The organism is Pseudomonas sp. B1-22, assembly GCF_050474425.1.
Lineage (GTDB): Bacteria > Pseudomonadota > Gammaproteobacteria > Pseudomonadales > Pseudomonadaceae > Pseudomonas.
The window spans coordinates 506,578-530,319 of the sequence record NZ_JBCHVH010000005.1; the positions used below are offsets into that span (position 1 = coordinate 506,578).

Here is a 23,742-nt window from a genome sequence, read left to right on the forward strand (position 1 = left end):
AACCGCGCTCGGAGGTTCGATTTATTCCGGCATTTTCAACGCCTTAGGCGAGACGATGATGCCGTTGTTGTCGGCATAGACGAACTCGCCCGGGCGGAAGGTGATGCCACCGAAGGTCACCGCGACGTTCAGGTCGCCGATGCCGCGCTTGTCGGTCTTCATCGGGTGGCTGGCCAGGGCCTGCACACCCAGGTCGGTCTGCGCGATCACGTCCACGTCACGGATGCAGCCGTACACCACGATGCCTTCCCAGCCATTCTTCGCCGCCTTTTCGGCCAGCATGTCGCCCAGCAGCGCGCGACGCAGCGAGCCGCCGCCGTCCACCACCATGACCTTGCCCTTGCCGTCCTTCTCGACCTGCTCCTTGACCAGCGAGTTGTCCTCGAAGCACTTGATGGTGACGATCTCGCCACCGAAGGAGTCCCGCCCGCCGAAGTTGCTGAACATCGGCTCGACGACCTGGACCAGCTCCGGGTAGGCATCGCACAGATCGGGGGTGACGTAATGCATGGAGACGCTCCTCTTGATGAAAACGGATACGGCAATCCGGCCCTGACGTGACCGAAAGGCTCACTGGCGTCACAGTCTACCCGCTACAACGTCTGCGAGGAACGCTCAAGCCTGTGCCAGAGCGCCCTGCCCCGCCGGCAGCGAACCCTGCTCCAGCCAGTGCTGCAACAGCGGCCAGACCTCACGCTGCGCACCCTTGCTGATGAGCATCTCGACATGGCCATAGTCCTCGGAGAACCCCTGGCGCTTGCCCAGGCACAGGTATTCGCGGACCTCGGAGCCGAACTGCTCCAGCAGCTGGCGACAGGCCCAGGCCGGGTCCTGATAATCACCATCGGCAGCCACCGCCAGCACCGGCACCCTGACGCTCTGCAACCCACCCCACCAGTCGTTGTCCTTCTCGCCGAAGCGGCCGAACAGGCTGTACCAGCGCAGGGTTTCCAGCGCCAGGCCGAGCGGCTCGTCCTCCGGCCCCCGCTTGAGCCTGGAGCCAGACAGGCCACCCATGCGCTTGAGCAGGAAACGCCCACTCCAGGCCACCGGCGGCAGCTTGAGCGGCCAGTAGGTGCGACTGATCTGGCTGCCGCAGAGCACCGCGCTGGCCGCCTGACCCTCTTCCAGATAGCCGCCGCCCAATGCTGCCGCCAGGGTGATGCCCCCCAGGGAATGACCGATCCAGTGCGGCGCCTGGCCGCTCTGCTCGACGACGAAGCTGCCGATGGCCGGCAGGTCGAAGCGCGCATAGTCGGCCACGCGGTTGCGGTCATAGTCCTCGTTGCGTGGCGACAGGCCGTGGCCACGCATCTCCGGAATCCAGACATCGAAGCCGGCACGCGCCAGGTAAGGACCGAAGCCGATGCACTTGGGCGAATACCAGAAGCGGCGGTTGGAGAAGCTGCCGTGCAGGAGGATTACCGGCACGCCGCGTGCGCCGTCGCGCAGTCCGAGGCGGGTCAGCACCAGCTCGACGCTGGAGTCGGGGCTGTTGCCCGGTTTCAGGCGGTAGACGTCCTCGGTGAGGTCACCGCGGAACTCCGCGCTCAGGAGCGCGACAGGAAAGAGTTGACTGCTGCTTTGCATGGAATCGGCTGGCACAAAAAAGGGCGGGTGAAATCACCCGCCCTTCTCAGGATGGTGGAGGAACCGTCAGGACTGGCCTTCGGCGAGGAAGAACCAGGTGTCGAGGACCGAGTCGGGGTTGAGCGACACGCTCTCGATGCCCTGCTCCATCAGCCACTTGGCGAGGTCCGGGTGGTCCGAAGGGCCCTGGCCGCAGATGCCGATGTACTTGCCGGCCTTGTTGCACGCCTGGATGGCGTTGGACAGCAGCTTCTTCACGGCCGGGTTACGTTCGTCGAACAGGTGCGCGACGATGCCCGAGTCACGGTCCAGGCCCAGGGTCAGCTGGGTCAGGTCGTTGGAACCGATGGAGAAGCCGTCGAAGAACTCCAGGAACTCATCGGCCAGCAGGGCGTTGGACGGCAGCTCGCACATCATGATGACGCGCAGGCCGTTCTCGCCACGCTTCAAGCCGTTGGTGGCCAGCAGGTCGACCACCTGGGAGGCTTCGCCCAGGGTACGCACGAAGGGCACCATCAGTTCGACGTTGGTCAGGCCCATCTCGTTGCGAACCTTCTTCATCGCGCGGCATTCGAGTTCGAAGCAGTCGCGGAAGGATTCGCTGATGTAGCGCGAGGCGCCACGGAAGCCAAGCATCGGGTTTTCTTCTTCCGGCTCGTAGAGCTTGCCGCCGATCAGGTTGGCGTATTCGTTGGACTTGAAGTCCGACAGGCGCACGATGACCTTCTTCGGCCAGAAGGCAGCAGCCAGGGTGCTGACACCCTCGACCAGCTTCTCGACGTAGAAGCCGACCGGATCGTCGTAACCGGCGATGCGCTTCTCGACGCTGTCCTTGATGTCCGCCGGCAGGCTGGCGAAGTTCAGCAGCGCCTTGGGGTGCACGCCGATCATGCGGTTGATGATGAATTCCAGGCGGGCCAGGCCCACACCTTCGTTCGGCAGCTGGGCGAAGTCGAAGGCGCGATCCGGGTTGCCGACGTTCATCATGATCTTGAACGGCAGCTCGGGCATGGCATCGACCGAGTTCTGGCGGATGTCGAAGCCCAGTTCGCCTTCGTAGATCAGGCCGGTGTCGCCCTCGGCGCAGGACACGGTCACGCGCTGGCCGTCCTTCAGAGCGGCGGTGGCGTTGCCGCAACCGACGACCGCCGGGATGCCGAGCTCACGGGCGATGATCGCCGCGTGACAGGTACGGCCGCCGCGGTTGGTGACGATGGCGCTGGCGCGCTTCATCACCGGCTCCCAATCCGGGTCGGTCATGTCGGAGACCAGTACGTCGCCCGGCTGGACCTTGTCCATCTCGGAAACGTCGTGGATCACCTTCACCGGGCCGGCGCCGATGCGCTGGCCGATGGCGCGGCCTTCCACCAGGACCTTGCCCTTTTCCTTGAGCAGGTAGCGCTCCATCACGGTGGCGCTGACGCGGCTCTTCACGGTCTCCGGGCGGGCCTGGACGATGTACAGCTTGCCGTCGTCGCCATCTTTGGCCCACTCGATGTCCATCGGACGCTCGTAGTGCTTCTCGATGATCAGGGCCTGCTTGGCCAGCTCGGTCACTTCGGCATCGGACAGGGCGAAGCGCGCGCGATCGGCCTTCTCCACGTCGACCACCTTGACCGACTTGCCGGCCTTGGCTTCTTCGCCGTAGACCATCTTGATGGCCTTGCTGCCCAGGTTGCGACGCAGGATCGCCGGGCGACCGGCCTCCAGGGTCGGCTTGTGGACGTAGAACTCGTCGGGGTTCACCGCACCTTGCACCACGGTCTCGCCGAGGCCGTAGGCGCCGGTGATGAACACCACGTCACGGAAACCGGATTCGGTGTCCAGGGTGAACATCACGCCGGCGGTGCCGGTTTCCGAGCGGACCATGCGCTGCACGCCGGCGGACAGGGCGACCAGCTTGTGGTCGAAGCCCTGGTGCACGCGGTAGGCGATGGCACGGTCGTTGAAGAGGGAGGCGAAGACTTCCTTGGCCGCGCGGATCACGTTGTCCACGCCGCGGATGTTCAGGAAGGTCTCCTGCTGGCCGGCGAAGGAGGCGTCCGGCAGGTCTTCGGCGGTTGCCGAGGAACGTACGGCAACGGCCATGTTGTCGTTGCCGGCGGCCATCTCGGTGAAGGCCTTGCGGATATCGGCGTCGAGCTGGGCCGGGAATTCGGCATCCATCACCCATTGGCGGATCTGCGCGCCGGTCTTGGCCAGGGCATTCACGTCATCCACATCGAGAGCGTCCAGCGCAGCATGGATGCGCTCGTTAAGGCCGCTCTGCTCGAGGAAGTCACGGTAGGCCTGGGCGGTGGTAGCGAAACCACCCGGTACGGAAACGCCGGCACCGGCGAGGTTGCTGATCATTTCGCCCAGGGATGCGTTCTTGCCCCCCACACGTTCGACATCATGGACGCCGAGCTTATCGAGGGAAACTACGTACTCTACCAAGGTGATCTCTCCACTAAGGTGTTGGAAAAGGTCGTACGGGCCGGTGCGGCGCCACTCTTCTGGTCCGGGCCAGAAAAATGAGTAAGAATGCCCCGGCAAAGGGCCTTGCAAACGCGCGGCCTATCATAGCCAAGAAACGTTCCTACCTTAAGGCCCGCAGCGCATATGAAACGAACTGCATTTTTCATTTCCGACGGCACCGGCATTACTGCCGAAACCCTCGGCCAGAGCCTTCTTGCGCAGTTCGAGAACATCAATTTCGTCAAACTGACGCGACCTTACATCGATACCGAAGAAAAAGCGCGCGTCATGGTACAGCAAATCAATACCGCTGCCGAGGCGGACGGGGCGCGCCCGATCATCTTCGATACCATCGTAAACCGCGAGATCCGTTCGGTCCTTGCGCAATCCAACGGTTTCATGATTGACATCTTCTCGACCTTTTTGTCCCCGCTCGAGCAAGAATTATCCGCCGACTCGTCGTATTCCGTCGGAAAATCCCACAGCATCGGCCACAACTCCAACTACATGGAGCGTATCGACGCGGTCAACTTCGCCCTCGACAACGACGACGGCGCCCGTACCCACTACTACGACAAGGCCGACCTGATCCTGGTGGGCGTGTCGCGCTCGGGCAAGACCCCGACCTGCCTTTATATGGCCCTGCAGTACGGCATCCGCGCGGCGAACTACCCGCTGACCGAGGAAGACATGGAGCGCCTGCAGCTGCCCAATGCGCTCAAGCCCTACAAACACAAGCTGTTCGGCCTGACGATCGACCCCGACCGGCTCACCTCCATCCGCAACGAGCGCAAGCCCAACAGCCGCTACGCCAGCTTCGCCCAGTGCGAGTTCGAGGTGCGCGAGGTGGAGAACCTGTTCCGTCGCGAGAACATCGCCTACATCAACTCGACGCATTTCTCGGTGGAAGAGATTTCCGCCAAGATCCTGGTCGAGAAAGGCGTGGAACGCCGGCTCAAGTAACCATCAAAGTCTCGAAGTACCCTCAATCGACGGCCGGCATTCCCGGCCGTTAGTCTTTCTGCAGCCTCTCGCCAACCCGCCTATCATTCTGTAACCCGAGATTTGCCCGTGGCATTTTCAACGGGCCGGGCCTTCCCCGGCACAGGCAAAGGAGAGCGCCATGCGCGAATGTCAGTACCTGATTCTGGTCGCCCTGCTGGTGTTGGCGGGCTGCGACAAAAGCGAACCGCCCAACGCCAAAGCCGCCGCACCCGCTACCCCGGCCGCCAGCCAGCCCGCTGCCGCCCCCACTCCGGCACCGCCCCCCGCTCCGGCAACCTCGCCACCCGCCGCCGCTCCGACGACAGCGCCGCCCGCCGCTCCCGCAACGCCATCCCAGGCAGTGTTCAGCGCCGAAGAGCTCGACCAGATGCTCGCGCCACTGGCGCTCTACCCCGACTCCCTGCTGGCCCAGGTGCTGATGGCCACCACCTATCCGGGCAACGTGGCCGACGCAGCCGCCTGGGCCAAGGCCCACCCCGGCGTGAGCGGCGACGAGGCCGTGAAGCAGGTCGCCAACCAGCCGTGGGACCCGAGCGTCCAGTCGCTGGTCGCCTTCCCGGTGGTATTGGCCACGCTGGAACAGGACCCCGCCTGGGTACAGCGCGTCGGCGATGCCTTCCTGGCCCAGCCCGACGCCGTGATGGACTCGGTCCAGCGCCTGCGCCGCCAGGCCCAGGCCGCAGGCAACCTGAAATCGAACGAACAACAGACCATCAGCATCAAGCCAGCCGCCGCGCCTCCGGTGCAACAATCGGCCTCTGGCGGCGATACCGTGGTCGTGCAGCAACCCGCGCCCTCACAGACGATCGTCATCGAGCCGACCAACCCGCAGGTGGTCTACGTACCCAGCTACAACCCCAATCAGGTCTATGGCACCTGGGCCTACCCTTCCAGTCCGCCGACCTACTACCCGCCGCCTCCCCAGTACGAATACCCCGTCGCCACCGCGCTGGCCACCGGCCTGGCATTCGGCGCGGGCATCGCCATCGTCAACTCGCTCTGGGGCGACTGCGACTGGGACGACCATGAGATCGACGTGGACGTGGAGCACTACAACAACTTCAACAGCAACCGGAACGTGAACCGGAACGTCAATCGCGACTTCAACGGCAACGTCAACGGCAACCGCGCCACCTGGCGGCATGACCCCACCTACCGCAATGGTGTGCCCTACCGCGACGCCGCCAGCCGTGAGCAGTACAACCGCAGGCTGGCCGGTGGCGAGCAACGCGAGGCGCTGCGCGGCTTCGACTCCGCCCGCGCCGAGGAGCGCTCGCGAGCCCGCGAAAGCCTTACCCAACGCGGTATCGAGCCACCAGCGCTGAACAATGCGCAGGCTCGTGAACGCGCCCAGGCCGCCACCCGCGACCTGAGGGACAACCCGCAAGCCCTGCAGCGCGCCCAGCAAGGCAACCAGCTGCGCGACAACCAGCAGGCCCGCGATCGCGCGCAGGCGGCCACCCGCGAATTGCGCAACGACCCGGACGCTCGCCAACGCGCCCAGAACGTGGCGCAGAACCGCAGCTCCCAGGTGCAACAGCGGCCACGGGCGCAGAACAACACACAAATCCGCGCACAGGCCCGCCAGCAGAGCGCCAGGACCCAGGCACCGCGAAACAACGCCTTCGCCGGCGCCAACAACCCTCGACAGTCCCGCGCGCTCAGCGACCGCGGGCAAGTCAGCCGCGCCGCCGCCAGCCGACCGCAGGCGGCGGCACGCGCCGGACACACCGTACAACGTCCAGCCCGCGCGCCGTCCGGCGGCGGACGGCGCCGATAGGAGACGAGTCATGCATCTCGCATCGCGCCTGTTGGCGCTCGCCCTCCTGGGCGCACTGCCCTGCAGCCTGTTGGCGCAGGAAGCCTTCCCCACGCCGGAAGCCGCCGCCGACGCTTTCGTCGCCGCGCTCGGTACCGAGAAAGCCGATCCGGAACGCCTGACCGCCCTGCTCGGCAAGGACTGGCGCAGCTACATTCCCCCCGAAGGCATCGACCGGAAAGAGGTGAATGCCTTCCTCGACTATTACAAGGCCAAGCACCAGATCGAGAAGGATGGCCCGGACCGCGCCCACCTGGTGGTCGGCACCGACCCCTGGACACTGCCGCTGCCCATCCTGCACGGGAAGCAGGGCTGGGCCTTCAATGCCAAGGCCGGCGGCGAGGAAATCCGCGTCCGTCGCATCGGTCGCAATGAAGCCGCGGCGGTAGACGCGGTACAGGCCTACCACGATGCGCAGATGGACTATGCCGAGGTCGACCGCAATGGCGACGGCATCCTGGAGTACGCGCAGAAGTTCGTCAGCAGCGACGGGCGCCATGACGGCCTGTACTGGCCGGAGGAAGAAGGCGGCGAGGAAAGCCCGCTCGGACCGCTGTTCGGCGACGAGCTCCCGGATGGCGGCTGGCACGGCTACCACTACCGGATACTCACTGCCCAGGGCCCCTCGGCCCCCGGCGGCGCCTATGACTACCTGATCGGCGGCAAGATGACCCGCGGCTTCGCCCTGGTCGCCTGGCCGGTCCGCTATGGCGACAGTGGCGTGATGAGTTTCATGATCAGCCACGACGGGGAAATCTTCTCCAAGAACCTGGGCCCCGATGGCGACAAGATCGCCCTGAAGATGACCCGCTTCGACCCCGACAGCAGCTGGAGCGAACTCAAGGTCCAGGACAATCCCTGAGCCAGCGCACGCATCAGTGTGGCGGTCGTGCCCCTGCGCCCGATGCGCGCGGCCCGGCCGTCACACGCCGCCACAATTACCCTGCCAGGAGGGTAACCGACTGTCGCCACGTAAAAATCGCGTGATAGAATTCGCCGCGCTATTGCCTGGCGTCCGGGCCCTGCCGGATGGCAGTCCGACCCTCCCCCGCGCGGGTGACGACCGGCACACCCACTTTTCCAAGGCTTTGCGGCCACTCACTCATCAAGACCCATGAGATTCAAGCCCACTGCCCTGCTGTTCCTCTGCATCGTCCTGTTTTCCGGCGCCAGCACCGCTGCCGGCAAGACTGTCTACGGTCTGAACGAGTACGCCCGTATCGACGACCTGAGCCTGGAACTGGCCGCCAAACTCGATACCGGCGCCAAGACCGCTTCGCTCAGCGCCCGCGACATCAAGCGTTTCAAGCGCGACGGCGAGACCTGGGTGCGCTTCTATCTGGCCACCGACACCGCCGACAGCCAGCCGATCGAAAAGCCCCTGGCGCGCATCAGCAAGATCAAGCGCCGCCATGGCGACTACGACCCCGACGAAGGCAAGGCCTATACCGCACGTCCGGTGATCGAGCTGGATGTCTGCATGGGCAGGATCAGACGCACCATCGAAGTGAACCTTACCGACCGCAGTGCCTTCCAATACCCGCTTCTGATCGGCTCCGACGCGCTCAAGCGATTCGGCGCCCTGGTCGACCCGAGCCTGAAATACGCCGCCGGCAAACCCGGCTGCCAACCCGTAGCGAAACCTGCCGAGTAATCCCATGCGCTCTCTTACCCTGCATCTGAAGGTCCTGATCGCCATCCTGCTGACGCTGGGCGTCGCGATCACCGCCTACCAGATCTTCATCCTCGGCATCCCGATGACCGAGGCCGAGACCGACGACTTGTGGAACATCGACGCCAAGGTCGAATTCGAAGCCACGCCGAAGACCCCGGTGAAGGTGCAGATGTTCGTGCCGCCGTTGAGCCAGAACTACGTCAGCCTCAACGAGAGCTTCGTGTCCAACAACTACGGCGTGGGCATCAACCGCGCCGACGGCAACCGCAAGGTGACCTGGTCCTCGCGTCGCGCCAGCGGCCAGCAGACCCTCTACTACCGCCTGGTGCTGACCAAGCGCTACACCGGCGCCAACGAGAAACCCAAGGAGAAAGGCCCGATCTTCCGCGACAGCCTGCCTTTGGAAGGCCCGGAGAAGATCGCCGCCGAAGCCCTGATCGCGCCCATCCGCCAGCATTCGGCGGACGTCGAGACCTTCGTCAGCGAAGCCATCAAGCGCGCCAACAACCTCAGCGACGACAACGTCAAGCTGCTGCTGGCCGGCGACACCAGCCTGGAAAAACGCTCCCATGTGGTCGAGACCCTGCTGGCGGTCGCCCACGTGCCGCTGGAGCGTGTGCACACCATTCGCCTGATAGCCAACCAGCCGCAGCAGCCCGAACTCTGGCTGCGCAGCTTCAACGGCAAGGAGTGGCTGTACTTCAACCCCGAAAGCGGCGAACGCGGCCTGCCCGCCGACCGCCTGATCTGGTGGCTGGGTGACGAAAGCCTGCTGTCCATCGAGGGCGGCAAGAAGGCCCAGGTCAACTTCAGCCTGAACAGCAGCGAGATGAACGCCATCCGCCTGGCCAAGCTGTCGGACGAGAACACCGACGCGGCCTTCCTCGAGTACTCGCTGTACGGCCTGCCGCTGTCCACCCAGCAGACCTTCCAGATCATGATCATGATCCCGTTCGGCGTGCTGGTGATCCTGGTGCTGCGCAACCTGATCGGCATCCAGACCCTGGGTACCTTCACCCCGGTGCTGATCGCCCTGGCCTTCCGCGAGACCGGCCTGCAGTGGGGTATCGGCCTGTTCACCGTGATCACCGCGCTGGGCCTGTCGCTGCGCTCGTACCTGGAACATCTGAAGTTGCAGATGCTGCCGCGCCTGTCGGTGGTACTGACCTTCGTGGTGGTGATGATCGCCGCCATCAGCCTGCTCAGCCACAAGCTCGGCTTCGAGAGCGGCCTGTCGGTCGCCCTGTTCCCGATGGTGATCCTGACCATGAGCATCGAGCGCCTGTCGATCACCTGGGAAGAGCGCGGCGCCGCCCACGCCATGAAGGCCGCCATCGGCACCCTGGTCGCCGCCGCCCTGGCGCACATCCTGATGCGCATTCCGGAACTGGTGTACTTCGTGTTCACCTTCCCGGCCGTGCTGCTGATCCTGGTGGCGTTCATGCTGGCGATGGGTCGCTACCGCGGATACCGCCTGACCGAACTGTTCCGCTTCAAAGCCTTCCTCAAGGACTAAGCCATGTTCGGCCTGATCAAGCGTTGGAAAGCCCTGAGTGCCCTCGGCATCATGGGTATCAATCGGCGTAACGCGGACTACGTGCTCAAGTACAACCAGCGGCACCTGTACCCGATCGTCGACGACAAGATCATCACCAAGCAGCGTGCCATCGAAGCGGGCATCCACGTACCGGAAATGTACGGGATCATCTCCACCGAGAAGGAAATCGAGCGCCTGCCGGAAATCATCGGCGACCGCAGCGACTTCGTGATCAAGCCGGCGCAGGGCGCCGGCGGCGACGGCATCCTGGTGATCGCCGACCGCTTCGAGGGGCGCTACAAGACGGTGTCCGGGCGGATCATCAGCCACGAGGAAATCGAGCACCAGCTGTCGAGCATCCTCACCGGCCTGTACTCCCTGGGCGGTCACCGCGACCGTGCGCTGATCGAGTACCGCGTGACCCCGGACCAGATCTTCAAGAGCATCAGCTACGAGGGCGTACCGGACATCCGCATCATCGTGCTGATGGGCTACCCGGTGATGGCGATGCTGCGCCTGCCGACCCGCCAGTCCAACGGCAAGGCCAACCTGCACCAGGGCGCCATCGGCGTGGGGGTGGACCTGGCCACCGGACAGACCCTGCGCGGCACCTGGCTGAACAACAAGATCAGCAAGCACCCGGACACCACCAACGCGGTGGACGGCGTGCAGTTGCCCAACTGGGACGGCTTCATGAAGCTCGCCGCCGGCTGCTACGAGCTGTGCGGCCTGGGCTACATCGGCGTGGACATGGTGCTGGACCAGGACAAGGGCCCGCTGATCCTGGAGCTCAACGCCCGCCCCGGCCTGAACATCCAGATCGCCAACGACTGCGGCCTGACCCTGCGTACCCATGCCGTCGAAGCGCACATCGCCGAGATGGAAGCCAAGGGCGTGAAGGAGACCGTGGAGGAGCGCGTGCGCTTCACCCAGCAGTTGTTCGGGCACGTGCGGCCGAAGGAAATCTGAGGCGCCCTGCCCCATGAAAGAGCCCGGCGATTGCCGGGCTTTTTCATGGCTTCAAGGTGTAGCCCTGTAGGAGCGGGCCACGCCCGCGATCGCGCCCATGGGGCGCTCCTACAATGAGCATCGGCGTAAGCCTGTAGGAGCGAGCTTGCTCGCGAACAGATTCCCGGCCACCTCGGTGTTGGGCGGTTCGCGAGCAAGCTCGCTCCTACAAAAACAGCCCGGCGCGAGAACGAACCTCGTCAGCGTACAACGGCCAACTCGAACCCACCCTGGTCGCCATGCTCGCGCACCTTCATCCCCGCCTCGTTCACCGCCAGGTCTTCAAGCGGGCGCTTGTAGGGTTTGTTGTCGAGGGTCTGCAGGCTGCGGTCTTCATCGGTGGTCAGCAGCAGCACATAGCGCTCGCCCTGGTTGGCGCGCACCGGTACCGTGCCTTCGATGAAGGCATAGCGGTACCAGGTTTCCGGGTTGAGCTTGTACACCGCATCGCTGACCAGCCGGGTCGGGCGCTTGCGTTCGTCGAGGAACAGCAGCGACGGATAGACCACCTGGTGGTTGGCGAAGCTGCGCACGCGCAGGCCGTAGACCCGCTGCGAACTGGGCAGCTTCATCGCCACGAAGTAGCTCTTGCCCATGGGGAAGTCGAAGCTCGGGGAGAACTTGTTCAGCTCCTCGAAGCGCGGCTCCTCCGCGCTCAGCTCGGTGAAGTCGCCATCGGCCATCTGCTCGCAGCAGCGGCGCTGCAGGTCCTGGTAGAGGTCGTCGAGGGTCTTGCCGCTGCCCTTGAGCAGCGCCTTCATCGCATCGGACTGCTCGCCGCTGCCGTCCAGCCCGGGCAGGTTCGCCGGACGCGACTTGAACTCGATCTGCCGTCCCTCGGTATAGGCGACCTTGCCGCCACCCTCCTCGCCCCGACGGAAGGCTTCGGCGCGTTGCTCGGCGCTGATCGGCGAGTTGTGCATGTGGCCCTTCTCGTCGACCCAGGTGTAGTACGGGTTGCCGTTCTCGCTGCGGACGAAGCCCTTGTCCTCGTACGCCTCGGCATCAATGTACTCGGAGGAACGGTCGCCGTTGGGCAACACGTAATCGGTGCGGCCCGGCGGCACCTGGCCGGCGGCATAGAAGCTGTTCTGCAGGTTGCCCTGGGCATCGACCCAGGTGAAGTAGCGGCGCTTGCTCTCCCCGGACGCCTGCGTGCCCGGCCACTGGGTGCCGGACGCGTCGAGCTGGCGAGCGCGGTCGCTCTGGTCGATGCGCTTGTCGGCTTGGCGCTGCTGCTGGCTGAAGCTGGCGTCGACGAAGGTATTGTGCACCTGGCCGTTGTCGTCCACCCAGGACAGGTATCGCCCGCTGGCAGCCTGCATCGCCGGGGCAGCCAGTCCGGCGGCGATCAGGCAGCCTGTCAGCAGAGTCCGCTTGCCCATGTCCGATGCCCTCAGAAAGTCGTCCGATACGTCATGGCGAAGATATAGGCCTTCACCGTGGTGCTGACGTCAAGCCCCGCGTAGGGGTTGTAGACCAGGTTGTCGATGCCGGTGCAGTTCAGGTTGCAGCTGGTGCCGGACTTGATGCTCTGCTTGGAGACGAAGTAGTTGAAGCCCAGATCGATCACCGTGTCCTTGTCCCACTGGTAGCCCAGGCCCAGGCCGTAGAGGTCGGCGTCGCCGATCGGCACCAGGGCATCGGCCTTGTCCTTGGGGATCGCCGAAGGGCGGTACTCGTAGCCGGCGCGCAGCTGCAGGCGGTCGTTGACGTCGTACTGCATGCCCATGGCGTAGCTCCAGGTGTCCTGGTAGCCGCGGTCGAGGATGATGCTGTGGTCGGTGGCGCCATTGGGCGCGAAGTTCTTGGCGATGCGCAGCAGGTCGAGCTCCTTGTCGAACTCGATTTCCAGCTTGTTCCAGTCGCTGTAGTCGGTCCACTTCAGATCGAAGTTGAACTGCCACTTGTCGAACGGGCGCAGCTTGATGCCGGTGGAGAAGCTGTCCGGGTTGACCATGTTCATGGTCGCCACGCCGTGTTCCTCGTCGGTATTGCCGTAGGGGAACAGCGGGCTGAGGAAGGCGCCGAAGATCGAGCCCTGCAGGCCCGACCAGAAGCCCTGCCAGTCCTTGCTGTAATCGACCCGGTACTTGCCCTTGAGGTGCATGCGCGACTCGCTCTGGTAGGTCGCGCCCCAGGCGAACCAGTCGCGGGGTTCCCACAGCACACCGAGGTTGAAGCTCGGCGAGAGGCTCTGCTGCATGTCCAGCTTCAGGTTGGCCAGCGAGTCGTAGGGGCCGATGCGGCCGCCGCAGACGTTGAACACCAGTTCGACGATTTCCTGTGCGCCCGGCACGCAGGTGGTGTCGTGCAAAGTCTGCAGCAGGCCGGTGAGCAGGCCGGGGTTGCGGAAGTCGGTATCCAGCGCCATCGCCTGGTGCGAGAAGCCGATCGACAGGCCCGCCGATAGCGTGTCGTTGACCTCGTAGCCCACCGAGGGCGAGAAGTAGGTGATGCGCTGCAACGACACCCGGCGTCCTTCGAAGCGCGCCGGATCACTGTCGGAGTCGCGCGAGTACCCCAGCGCCTGGGGCGCGTAGACGTTGGTGGCGAAGGTGAATTTCGACCCCGGCGGGTTGATCGACACCCCGGCCAGCGGAGCCACCAGCAACGGCATGTCGGTCATCCCGCCCAGGCCCGGCAGGTACATGGTCGGCGTCAGGGTACGGCTGCTGCTGTTGGCCACCGGGTCGTCGTCCAGGCCGAACGCGGCATCGCCATAGTTCGGCGGCGCCTTGAAGTCGGCGCGGATATCCATGACCCCGGAAACCAGCTTGAGCTGGGTCTGCCGACCCTTGAGCTTGGTCAGTGCCGCGGGGTTGTAGTGCACCGCGTCGATGCCGGTGGAGTCGGCGGTGACGGCGTTGGCCATGGCCATGGCCTTGGGGTTGCCGATGGTCAGGTCGTTGGCCAGTTGGGCGCCGGCCAGCGACGACCAGCCAAGACTCACCCCTGCCATCGCCAGGGCGAGTGGCGAAATGCGCATTGTCATGTGGTGTTCGCTCGTCGGTTACTGGGCCTTGAGGCCTTGGATATCCAGGGGAAGGGACAGCCCCAGCAGCACATCCGGCGAATCTTCGGTCATACCGAAACCGGCGTTCACGTTGACGATGTAGTCGGGTGACGTTCGCAAACCGAGCGAGAAGTTCATGATCGCGCTGGTCTGCTCGGGCGCCTCCACCGTGCGGTCGTTGAAGTAGTACTTGTTCTTCAGCGAGTAGGCCATCTGGTAGGAGGTGGCGAGCGAGACGTCATAGGACAGCGCGTAGGCCATGCCCATGGCGAAGTTGATGGTATCGCCGGGCACCACCTTCTCCAGTTCTTCGCCGTACTGGTACTGGTGGATGTCGTCGACCTGCATGTTGTAGGTGTAACCGAGCGAGCCGTAGAGCACGACCGGGTCGATCACGTAGGAGGTGTTGGCGCCCACGCCCAGGCTGTAGTAGCCGTTGCCGGTGGAGACGTCCTTCTCGACGTTCATGTCGTAGGGGCTGTCGCCGGTGGGCAGGCCGAGGGTGGCGTAGAGGGTGGTGACCGGGCGGCCGCGGCGCGACTCCCACGGCTGCCAGCGCAGGGTCGCGGAGATGTCGCCCAGGCTGTAGGCATGGATGTCACGTTCGGTGTCGTACTTGGCCACGAACGGCAGGCGCATGCTGAAGGTCAGGTTGTCCCAGATGCCGTAGTCGAAGGTGAACGAGTTGGTGAAGGTGTGCTGCGCCTCGCTCTGCGCCAGTACGCTGTAGACGTTCTCGCCGGAGCGCACGGCCTGGATGCGGGTGTCGCGCATCAGCGAATAGTCGAATCCATAGGTGAGCTGGCGCTCGCCCTTCTTGAGCAGGGTGTAGCTCTTCTCGGTGGCCTGGAACACCTGCTCCAGCGCCTTGGCGCTGTCGGCGTCGGTGTCCTTCTTGGCCAGCGCATCGCGTGCGTCCTCGGAGGACGCCTCCTCCGCCTTGGCGGCGGCGCTGACCAGCAAGGCCAGAGCGGCAACGCACGCAAACCCCTTCAAATTCATGTTGCTATCCCCTGGTCTTGTTCTTATTCGTACGGGCCGATCGGGCAATCAGTTGCGCCGGATGTACTGCACATCTCCATTGGTGGCGGCTTCGCCAATCTGGTTCTGGGTGAACTTGCTCATCTCCGGGAACTCCCGGAATGCCAGCAAGCTGACGGTGCGGTCGTCCACCAGACGCATGTCGTCGTCCCGCAGCGCCAGGGCATTCTTCGGCTCCTGGCCGCTGGGGTAGATGACGAACAGGACGTTCTGGTCCCAGATGTCCTCGAAACGGGCGCGGGTAAAACTGATGTTGCCCAAGGCAGGATCGGCAACGAAGACGTGGTCGTTGTAGACATCGCGGACCACGACGAAATGCTTGAAGCCGGCATAGTGGATCGGCACCAGCGCCGGGTGTTCGAGCGAGTCCAGGTCGGAGAACTCGGCACGGAAGCCGCCACTCTTGTAGCCGAGTGCAGCGGCGTAGCGCTTCATGTCCAGAAGCGAGAAACCACGGCGCTGGACGATCTTGTCGGCCTCGCCGTATTTGATCAGGCCCTCCATGACCTGACGCTCTTCCAGGTTGCGCCCCAGGTAGTAGTCCAGCAGCGTGGTCAGCGCCGCCGAGCCACAGCTGTAGTCATAGGCCTGGTGGATGACGTTGCGGAACTGCACCTGGCTCATCGGTTCAAGCTGTACCGACTCGCGGAGCGGGCCATTGGGCGTGAGCGGCTGCGAGATGTTCACTGTGCCCTGCTGTTGTGGCTTGGTATCCACGGCCTGGGTGAAACCGAACAGCCCCAGCAGGCTTCCCAGCAGAATCTCGAACATCCCACCCCCTACTACTCAACACCCGGAAGGACCTTGCCGGCAGATGCCGGCAAGGGTTACTGCGCTTGCAACCTCGGGGATCAGTGACCCCAGACTTTCACGGTCGAACCGGCCAGGTTCAGGTTGGAAATGGTCAGGGAGCCAATGCTGGCGCCGGAGCCGACCTTGACGGCGTCGACGGTCACGTCGCCGGTCACGGAGGGCAGACCGATGGCGAGCTGCTGGGTGGCAACAGCGGTGCCGCCACCGGCCGGGGTGATATTGGTGGTCACCACGTCGATGGTCATCGGGGCGTTGTCGGCGATGGTCAGGCTGGGCAGGTGGATGCCTTCCAGGGACAGGGTGCCGCCGTTGGTGTCGGCGTCCTTGTAGGTGACAGCGCCGATGGATGCGTTGAAGGTACCGGCGATGCTGATGCCGTCCTGGCCGGTCACACCGGACAGAGCAGCGTCATCCATGGATTGCATGTCGGCATGTGCCAGGAACGGAGTGGCCAGAACTGCGCTTGCAAGAACCAGTTGCTTGATTTTTTTCATTGTTATTTCTCTCCAGTGTTCAGGTGGGTTGCCCCAGGCACTGCAGGAGGCGTCCTGCCCCGCTGCAGGTAGGCCGGCTACGCCGGCCCTCCAGACCCACGACTGCTTCCCTAGGCGCCGTGGGCATGGATTCGTGAAGCACCATGCTTCGCGTCCTGGTCTCCAAGCTACTGACCCGCTCCCCACCTGCCAGCCCATCCAAGGGATGGCGCAAAACCAACCGTCTGACTCAGGCTTCGCTGAGCAGTCCCAGACTCTTGCCCTTGAGTACCGCCTGGGTCCGGCTGCGCACGCCGAGCTTGGCGAACAGGTTGTGCAGGTGCCACTTGATGGTGGCCTCCGACAGATGCACCGCTTGGGCGATATCCCGGTTCGACAAGCCCGCCGCCACGAGCCGCAGGATCTCCCGCTCGCGGTGACTAACATCTTGATTTTCATCGAAACTTTCAGGGTCCACGGAGAGCCTGCGGCACTGCTCGCGGAGCATTTCCGCCACCCCCTGCCACGCCGATGCGCGCTTGGGCTCGGCGGCCTTCCAGGCCTCCCACAGCGGCAGCAGCCACAGCGCGTCGTCCTGGAACAGCCGGCGGTACCCCAGGTTCCACGCCTCCTCCAGCGTCGGCGCGAACAAGGCGAAGGCTTTTTCGCTGTTACCTTTCTGCCAGAACGCCACAGAAAGTAACAACGACAGACGCAACCGCCGGTCGCGCTGATAGGGCGAGGTGAAGCCCGCCAGACAGGCTTCCAGACGCTGCTGCGCGCGTTCGGCATGGCGCTCGGACAACGCCAGGCGCGCCTCGGCCATCACCAGCGCGGCCTGGGCGTCGGCGTATCGCTCGGTGGAGAGCCCGGAGAAGTGCCGCGCCAGTTGCAGGCACACCCGCTCCGCCTCGTTGGGCCGGCGCATCCACAGCAGCAACTGCACCTTGCAGCTCATGGACAGCGCATAGACCCGCTCATAGCCCGGCGACTGCAGGCCGACCAGCCATTCGTCGAGCTGGGCCAACCCTTGTTCGGCCTCGCCGGCGAAGAAACGCGCCCTGGCCATCACCAACTGGCCGCGATTGATCAGTTCCACGGGGGTGGCAACGTCGCGCCAGGTGGTCGCCAGGGGCAGTTCGGCAAGGATCGCGGCATGCCGATCCTGCTCGTAGAGGATGTCGGCATAGGCCAGCGACAGCGGGCCGCCAACCCGGCTGCGCCGGCCGAACACCCGCTCCACCCGGCTGCGCGCGCTCTCGGCAATGGTCCGGCCACGCTCCAGCTCCCCGCGCTCCTTGCAGATCAGCGCCTCGATCATGCTCGCAACGACCTGCAGGTATTCGCTGTCGGCCATGCGCAGGCATTCGCGGGCGACACCGATGGCGCTCGCCGCCTCGGCGTAATCCCCCAGCAGCGCATAAGCCGCCGCCTGGATGCACGACAGGCTGGCGCGGAACACCGGCTGGTTGCCCGGCACCAGCGCCAGCCACTGCCGGGCCACCTTCAGGCAGCCCTCCAGCTTGTCCTGATACAACAGCACCAGCGCCTTGAGCACCTGGGCCACCGCCAGCAACTCGGCCAGGCCGAAGTTGCGCACCTTGCCCTGCCCTTGCAGCAGCCGGACGCTGAGCTCCTCGATCAGCGCCTCGGCCTCGGCGAACTTCTGCTCGAAGGCCAGCTGCCAGGCATAGAAGATCTGGAACACCGGATGCTCGCGGATCACCTCGGCGGGAATGCTGCCGAGCATGCCGAGAATGCCGTACACGCGGTTGCCGGCGATCAGCTTGGCGCCCTGGCGCTCCAGCAGGTCGGCGGCGAAAGCGTAGTCGCGGGCGCGCAGCGCGTACTTGATCGCGCGGTCGGCCATGTCGTGGCTTTCGCACCAGCGCGCGGCGGCATGCAGCAGCGGTGCCGGGTCCGAGTGCCGGGCCAGCCGGCCCTGGAGAAATTCGGCGAACAGGTGGTGGTAACGGAACCACTCGCGCTGGTCGTCCAGCGGGATGATGAACAACTGCTCGTTCTGCAGCCGCATCAGCATGTCCAAGCCATCGCGACGGCCGGTCAGGGCGTTGCACAGCTCGGCGCAGAACTCATCCAGCACCGAGGTCTGGTCGAGGAACTGCTGCAGCGATTCGGGCAGGCTGCGCAGCACATCCTCGGCCAGGTAGTCGGCGAGGTCGCGCTCGGAGCCGGACAACCCCTTGAGGAACGCCGCACGGTCCGGATGCCGCGCCAGCGCCAGCGCCGCCAGGTGCAACGCGGTGATCCAGCCCTCGGTGCGCTTGTGCAGCAGCTTGAGCTCGGCGTCGCTGAGCGACAGGCCCTTGAGCTCGATGAGGTAGGTATCGGTCTCTTCACGGGTCAGGCGCAGGTCGTCGCCGCTCAGGCAGAAGGTCAGCGGCGCCAGCGCCGGCTCGTCGACCAGGAAGCGCGGGCGATAGCGGGTGCTGGTGACCAGCCGCACGTTCTCCGGCAGGTGCTCGATCAGGTAGCGCGCACCGTGGGCCAGGGCCGGATGGCGAATCTGGTGGAAGTCATCGAGGAACAGGTACAGCGGTCCGTCGAGCCGCCGCAGATCGGAGAGGAATGCATCGATGATGCCCTCCAGCGGCAGGGTCATGTCCGACTGCAGCAGGTTCGATGTGTTGACGCCGAAGCCTTCCTCGACGCTGCAGATGCTCGCCACCAGGTACTGCACCAGGCGCTGCGGCTCGCTGTCGCCCTCGTCGCAGGACAGCCAGGCCACCCGCGCCCCGCTCTGCTGCAAACGCTGGCGAAACAGGCTGAGCGCGGTGCTCTTGCCGAACCCCGCCGGCGCGCTGAGCACCAGAACCCGCTGCTGGCGGGCGGCGAACAGGCGATCGATCAGCGCGCGGCGCGGCAACAGAACGGTGCTGTCGGTGCGCGGCGGGAACAGTTTGGTACGCAGCAGCGGCATCGGCGGCTGCGGCAGGGAGGTCAGGGTCGTCATTCAGAGCAGACTCAGCTCGCGGGCACGGCGGATCGCCTGGGTACGATTGCGTACCTTGAGCTTCTCGTAGATGTTGTGCAGGTGCCATTTGACGGTACCGAGCGCCAGCGACAGCTGTCGGCCGATCTCCTCGTTGGAGAGCCCCTGCGCGGCCAGGCACACCACCTCGCGCTCGCGGTCGGTCAGACCTTCCTCGAGCGCTTCGGGCGACCTGCGTGCTTCCTGCCCCGGCCAGACGGTCAGCATCGTTCGAATGAACGCCTGCAGGGCCGGTTGTCGCTCAGTGGACTCGAGCTGCTGCAGCAGCTGGCGAATCCCCTCACCTTCTTCGATGAAAATGCTCCGCACCCCTTCCCGCTCGGCGCCAGCCAGGCATTGCCCGAGCAGGCTGTGGGAACGCTCCTGGTAACCCAGGCGCTGGTAGCTCAACGCTGCCAGCAGATCCAGGCGCAGGCGCTGCAGGCCATGCCAGCCCGGCTGCAGCATGCCGCGCAGCTGGGTGATCTCGTGCAGCGCCTCGCTGAAATGCCCGCGCGCCTGCAACAGGCGCACACGGCTGATGCCCAGTACCCAGAGCACCGGGTTGAACGGCATCTGCTTGTAGTGGCTGGCGAGCTTCTGCCAGTCGATGGCCTTCAGGCGCTGCTCGGCGCGCTTGCAGCGGTCGGCGGCCGGCTCCTGGAGGATCAGGTTGATCTCCTCACCCACCGCCATGGCGAAGAAACGCCAGGACTGGTTGCGCGAGGCCAGGGTCTGCATCAGCCCGAGGGTGGCCAGCGCTTCCTTGCCTCGCCCCTGCAGGCGCTGGATGCGCGCCAGGCACTGCATGCCCTGGGCGTAGAGGTCGATCGGGTTGACCACGTCAACCCGCCCCAGTGCCCAGCGCAGGCGCTCTTCGAGGCCGTCGACTTCGGTGCGGTAGTAGGCGGTCAGCGCCTCGGCGATGGTCGGCAGCGCCAGGGCCTGGGAGCGCTTGTCGAACAGCGGCATGGCCTGCTGGCGAAGACGCTCGATGAGCAGCTGCGCCTGCTTGACCTGGCCCTGCTCCAGCGCCAGCACCACCTCGATGGTGGAGAGTTGCATGTGCAGGTAGCGGCCATCGAGGAAATGATTGCGCTGCTGCGCCAGCCCCATCAGCCGCCGGGCCTGGTCGGCCTGACCACGTACCACCTGGGCGAAGGCGGCGATCAGCAACACGGCGCCTTCGAGGAAGGCGGAGTTGCGCCCCAGCTGGCTCTCGACCTTGCGGGCCAGGGTGATGCACTGCTCCAGGTCGTCCTTCTGCAGCGCCAGCACCGCCTTCACCGCCAGCGCGGAGAGGTACTGGTCGCCCATCGGGCCGCTGCCCTTGTGGTCGCCCCAGCGCGCCAGCAGCTCATCGATCATGCGGTTGGCGTCGGGCAGGCTGAGGTCGGAGGCGCGGGTCCAGACATCGCTGAGCACCAGGATCGGATAGCGCTCGGCGATCTCGTTCGGCACGTGGCGGCGCCAGCGCGAGATCAGGTACAGCTGGCCGCGGTTGATCAGTTCCAGGCCGCAGCCATCTACCAGCGCGGCGAGCATCTCCGGGTCCTCGGCGAGGCACGCGTGCTCGATGGCCAGGGTCGGCATGTGGTGGTTGGTGAACCACAGGCTGGCGTTGAAATGCAGTTGCTTGAAGCGTTCCGGATCGCGCTCGCGCAGGCGCGCGCGGAGGAAATCGGCGAACAGTTGGTGGAAGCGGTACCACTGGCGATCGCGGTCCAGCGGCAGGAGGAACAGCTGCATGCTGTCCAGGCGCTCCAGCAGCGCCTGGCCGTCCTGGCGGCCGGTCAGGGTATTGGCCAGGTCGCCATTCAGCCGGTTGGCGATGCCCAGCGCCAGCAACGCGTCCTGGATATCGCCCGGCAGGCGCTCGAACACCACCCGCAGCAGGTAATCGCCGACGGCGGCCTTGTCGGCGCTGAGCGGCTTGAGGTCTTCCGGCGCACCCGGCTGCTGGCGCAGCCACAGGCTGACCAGGTGCACCCCGGCCACCCACCCTTCGGTCTGGCTGTGCAGATTGCGCAAGCAGCTATCGTCCAGTTGCAGGCCGTCGCGGGCGAGGTATTCGCGGGTTTCGTCCTCGCTCAGGCGCAGTTCGTCCTGGCCGATCTCCAGCAGCAGCCCCTTGGCGCGCCAAGTGGCGAGGTTCAGCGGGGGTTGCGAGCGGCTGCCGATGGCCAGGGTGAGCCCGGGGGGCGCGTACTGCACCAGACGGTTGAGGCCGGAGAACACGTCGGCATGGCTGATCGCGTGCAGGTCGTCCAGCACCAGCAGCACCTTGTGCTCATGGCGTGACAGGTCGATCAGCAGGCTTTCCATCACCGCCACCACCGGCACGCGCATGGTGTTCTGCAAGTAGCCCTGGGCATCCTCGCCGATGCCCGGCAGGACGCCGGACAAGGCCTGGATGAGCTTCAGGCAGAAGCGGCCGGGGTCGTCGTCCTGTTCTTCGAGCGAAATCCAGGCGACGGCTTCACCGCCGTGTTCACGCGCCCTGGCCAGTGCCGCCAGCGCGCTGGTCTTGCCAAAACCGACCGGCGCGGTGAACGAAAGCACGGAGGCGTATGGATGACGATCCAGAGCGTTCTGGAGTCGGGGACGCATCAAATAATCAGCAGGCACCTGAGGGGGTGTTAATCTGGAGCGCGAAAGGCTGCCGGCTGCGGGCTCAAGTACTACATCCACGGCCTGTATCCCTATGTCATTATCGTTGTGGTACGGAGCATAATCCCCGCGGGATAATTCAATTCTTAACAGAATGCGTTTCCTACGTAAACTGAAGAAATGGCTCTAGGATCGACGATTCAGACGGTCTGAAACCTCCCATTCGCCTTGCACGCTTTCACTCATGCCTCACTGTTTCATACACCCTCTTCCCTATCAGGAAGACCCTGGTGACCGCTTCGCCCTGATCCATCGAGCCCCCGGCGCCGTCCTGCTGGACGCCGGTCGACCTTTTGCCACCCGTGGACGCTATGACCTTCTGAGCGCCTGGCCATTGGCAGAACTGGCACCGACCGCCGACGAATCGGCCAAGGGCTTTTTCGCCAGGGTAAGAAGTGCGTTGCAGAGCCTGGGCGAAGCCCGGCTGCCGGACGACCGGAAGTTGCCGTTCGTCGGCGGAGTGATCGGCTACCTGAGTTACGACTTCGGCCGCCGCATCGAACGCCTGTCTGCCCCCGCGCTCGACGACCTCGACCTACCCGATGCCCGCCTCGGCCTCTACGCCTGGGCGCAGATCACCGATCACCAGACATGCACCAGCCAGCTGGTGTTCCACCCGACCCTTGCGCCGGGCGAGCGCGAGCGGCTGATCGCGCTGTTCGAAAGCGGTGCGCGGGCCGAACCGTTGCCGCCCTTCCGCCTGGGCGCACCGTTCCGCCCGGACCTAGCCCGCGAGCAGTACTGCGATGCCCTGGACCGGGTGCACCGCTACATCCTCGACGGCGACTGCTACCAGGTGAACTACACCCAGCGCTTCCGCGCGCCCTGCAGCGGCTCGCCGTGGCTGGCCTACCAGGCGCTGCGCGAAGCCTGCCCGACGCCCTTCGCCGGCTACCTGGAACTGCCCGAAGGCGCGGTGCTGAGCCTGTCGCCGGAGCGCTTCATCCAGCTCCACGGCGGACAGGTGGAGACCCGCCCGATCAAGGGCACCCGCCCGCGCGGCGCCACGCCGGAAGCCGACCAGGCCAACGCCGAGGCGCTGCTGGCCAGCGAGAAGGACCGCGCCGAGAACCTGATGATCGTCGACCTGCTGCGCAACGACCTGGGCCGCAGCTGCAGCCCCGGCAGCGTGCGGGTGCCGGAACTGTTCGCGCTGGAGACCTACCCCAACGTCCACCACCTGGTCAGCAGCGTCACCGGCGAGCTGGCGGCCGACAAGGATGCACTCGACCTGCTCGAAGGCAGCTTCCCCGGCGGCTCCATCACCGGCGCGCCGAAGGTGCGCGCCATGCAGATCATCGACGAACTGGAGCCGACCCGACGCAGCATCTATTGCGGCAGCCTGCTCTACCTCGACGTGCGCGGCGAGATGGACAGCTCCATCGCCATCCGCACCCTGCTGGTGAGGGACGGCCAGGTCAGTTGCTGGGGCGGCGGCGGCATCGTCGCCGACTCGGACTGGGAGGAAGAGTACGAGGAGTCGCTGACCAAGGTCGGTGTGCTGTTGCGGACGCTGGAAGGCCTGTAACCGGCCTCCCTGTAGGAGCGGGCCATGCCCGCGATCGCGCGCATGGCGCGCTCCTACAACGAACGCAGCACCGCTCTCGTAGGAGCGGATCTTATCCGCGATCCTGCCGATAGGCCGG

The 23,742-nt window shown here is 65.2% G+C and carries 17 protein-coding genes; 7 read left to right on the forward strand and 10 right to left on the reverse strand.

Annotated elements, in window-relative coordinates:
• Nucleotides 1–21: 21 nt before the first annotated feature.
• The 3 genes from rraA to ppsA all read right to left on the reverse strand — a co-directional run bounded on the left by rraA (nucleotide 22) and on the right by ppsA (nucleotide 4,026).
• A complete protein-coding gene (gene rraA, locus ACQ5BL_RS21185) occupies nucleotides 22–510 on the reverse strand; it encodes a ribonuclease E activity regulator RraA (protein ID WP_152222602.1) in 489 nt (162 codons plus the stop codon).
• Nucleotides 511–615: 105 nt separating this feature from the next.
• Entirely contained in the window at nucleotides 616–1,590 is a 975-nt protein-coding gene (locus tag ACQ5BL_RS21190) for an alpha/beta fold hydrolase (protein WP_243806968.1), read from the reverse strand.
• A 66-nt stretch (nucleotides 1,591–1,656) separates the two neighbouring features.
• The gene (gene ppsA, locus ACQ5BL_RS21195) at nucleotides 1,657–4,026 is read right to left on the reverse strand and encodes a phosphoenolpyruvate synthase (protein ID WP_207888455.1); all 2,370 of its coding nucleotides are present in this window, start codon (nucleotides 4,024–4,026) and stop codon (nucleotides 1,657–1,659) included.
• Nucleotides 4,027–4,191: 165 nt separating this feature from the next.
• On the opposite strand from ppsA, the gene ppsR reads away from it, so the two are divergent.
• From ppsR to ACQ5BL_RS21225, 6 genes are all read left to right on the forward strand, one after another.
• Nucleotides 4,192–5,010 (forward strand): posphoenolpyruvate synthetase regulatory kinase/phosphorylase PpsR, encoded by an 819-nt coding sequence (gene ppsR, locus ACQ5BL_RS21200; protein ID WP_207888454.1) that lies wholly within the window; start codon nucleotides 4,192–4,194, stop codon nucleotides 5,008–5,010.
• A 160-nt stretch (nucleotides 5,011–5,170) separates the two neighbouring features.
• Nucleotides 5,171–6,832 carry a DUF3300 domain-containing protein gene (locus ACQ5BL_RS21205; protein WP_243806969.1) on the forward strand — a complete coding sequence of 554 codons (1,662 nt, stop codon included), beginning with the start codon at nucleotides 5,171–5,173 and terminating at the stop codon, nucleotides 6,830–6,832.
• A gap of 10 nt (nucleotides 6,833–6,842) precedes the next feature.
• Nucleotides 6,843–7,733 (forward strand): DUF2950 domain-containing protein, encoded by an 891-nt coding sequence (locus ACQ5BL_RS21210; protein WP_243806970.1) that lies wholly within the window; start codon nucleotides 6,843–6,845, stop codon nucleotides 7,731–7,733.
• A 252-nt stretch (nucleotides 7,734–7,985) separates the two neighbouring features.
• Nucleotides 7,986–8,525: an ATP-dependent zinc protease family protein gene (locus ACQ5BL_RS21215; protein ID WP_207887187.1), complete on the forward strand. Its 540-nt coding sequence runs from the start codon at nucleotides 7,986–7,988 to the stop codon at nucleotides 8,523–8,525.
• A gap of 4 nt (nucleotides 8,526–8,529) precedes the next feature.
• A complete protein-coding gene (locus ACQ5BL_RS21220) occupies nucleotides 8,530–10,062 on the forward strand; it encodes an inactive transglutaminase family protein (RefSeq protein ID WP_243806971.1) in 1,533 nt (510 codons plus the stop codon).
• A 3-nt stretch (nucleotides 10,063–10,065) separates the two neighbouring features.
• Complete coding sequence (locus tag ACQ5BL_RS21225; RefSeq protein ID WP_207887185.1) at nucleotides 10,066–11,052, forward strand: alpha-L-glutamate ligase-like protein; 987 nt, start codon at nucleotides 10,066–10,068, stop codon at nucleotides 11,050–11,052.
• A 239-nt stretch (nucleotides 11,053–11,291) separates the two neighbouring features.
• Here ACQ5BL_RS21225 and ACQ5BL_RS21230 read toward each other — a convergent pair whose 3' ends face one another.
• The 7 genes from ACQ5BL_RS21230 to ACQ5BL_RS21260 all read right to left on the reverse strand — a co-directional run bounded on the left by ACQ5BL_RS21230 (nucleotide 11,292) and on the right by ACQ5BL_RS21260 (nucleotide 22,117).
• The gene (locus ACQ5BL_RS21230) at nucleotides 11,292–12,476 is read right to left on the reverse strand and encodes a MalM family protein (protein WP_430293234.1); all 1,185 of its coding nucleotides are present in this window, start codon (nucleotides 12,474–12,476) and stop codon (nucleotides 11,292–11,294) included.
• A gap of 11 nt (nucleotides 12,477–12,487) precedes the next feature.
• Nucleotides 12,488–14,086, reverse strand: a complete 1,599-nt coding sequence (locus tag ACQ5BL_RS21235; protein WP_243806972.1) for an outer membrane protein transport protein — start codon at nucleotides 14,084–14,086, stop codon at nucleotides 12,488–12,490.
• Nucleotides 14,087–14,104: 18 nt separating this feature from the next.
• On the reverse strand, nucleotides 14,105–15,109 hold the full coding sequence (locus ACQ5BL_RS21240) for a transporter (RefSeq protein ID WP_243806973.1): 1,005 nt from the start codon (nucleotides 15,107–15,109) through the stop codon (nucleotides 14,105–14,107).
• 48 nt (nucleotides 15,110–15,157) lie between these two features.
• Nucleotides 15,158–15,919, reverse strand: a complete 762-nt coding sequence (locus tag ACQ5BL_RS21245) for a C39 family peptidase (protein ID WP_243806974.1) — start codon at nucleotides 15,917–15,919, stop codon at nucleotides 15,158–15,160.
• Between the two features lie 80 nt (nucleotides 15,920–15,999).
• Nucleotides 16,000–16,455, reverse strand: a complete 456-nt coding sequence (locus ACQ5BL_RS21250) for a DUF6160 family protein (protein WP_243806975.1) — start codon at nucleotides 16,453–16,455, stop codon at nucleotides 16,000–16,002.
• 229 nt (nucleotides 16,456–16,684) lie between these two features.
• Complete coding sequence (locus tag ACQ5BL_RS21255) at nucleotides 16,685–19,408, reverse strand: helix-turn-helix transcriptional regulator (protein WP_243806976.1); 2,724 nt, start codon at nucleotides 19,406–19,408, stop codon at nucleotides 16,685–16,687.
• Nucleotides 19,409–22,117 (reverse strand): LuxR C-terminal-related transcriptional regulator, encoded by a 2,709-nt coding sequence (locus ACQ5BL_RS21260; RefSeq protein WP_243806977.1) that lies wholly within the window; start codon nucleotides 22,115–22,117, stop codon nucleotides 19,409–19,411.
• A gap of 163 nt (nucleotides 22,118–22,280) precedes the next feature.
• On the opposite strand from ACQ5BL_RS21260, the gene pabB reads away from it, so the two are divergent.
• Nucleotides 22,281–23,624, forward strand: a complete 1,344-nt coding sequence (gene pabB / locus ACQ5BL_RS21265; RefSeq protein ID WP_243806978.1) for an aminodeoxychorismate synthase component I — start codon at nucleotides 22,281–22,283, stop codon at nucleotides 23,622–23,624.
• Nucleotides 23,625–23,742 lie beyond the last annotated feature (118 nt).